The following is a 205-nucleotide window of genomic DNA, read 5'->3' as shown; positions in this document are numbered from 1 at the left end:
AGTAGATGAAGCGACCTGGAAAGGTCCGCGAAACAAGGTAACAGCCCTGTAATCGAAACTTCGTTTCCTCCAGAGTGGATCCTGAGTACGGCGGGACACGTGAAACCCCGTCGGAATCCGGGAGGACCATCTCCCAAGGCTAAATACTTCCTAGTGACCGATAGTGAACCAGTACCGTGAGGGAAAGGTGAAAAGCACCCCGGGA

1 rRNA gene is annotated in these 205 nt (G+C 53.7%); it reads left to right on the top strand.

What is annotated here, in order from left to right:
- Positions 1-205, top strand: a 23S ribosomal RNA gene (locus tag DS745_RS04305); the annotation flags it as partial.

This window comes from Anaerobacillus alkaliphilus, assembly GCF_004116265.1.
Lineage (GTDB): Bacteria > Bacillota > Bacilli > Bacillales > Anaerobacillaceae > Anaerobacillus > Anaerobacillus alkaliphilus.
The sequence above is the reverse complement of the archived record's forward strand: the minus strand, read 5'-3'. Positions and strand labels throughout refer to the sequence as shown.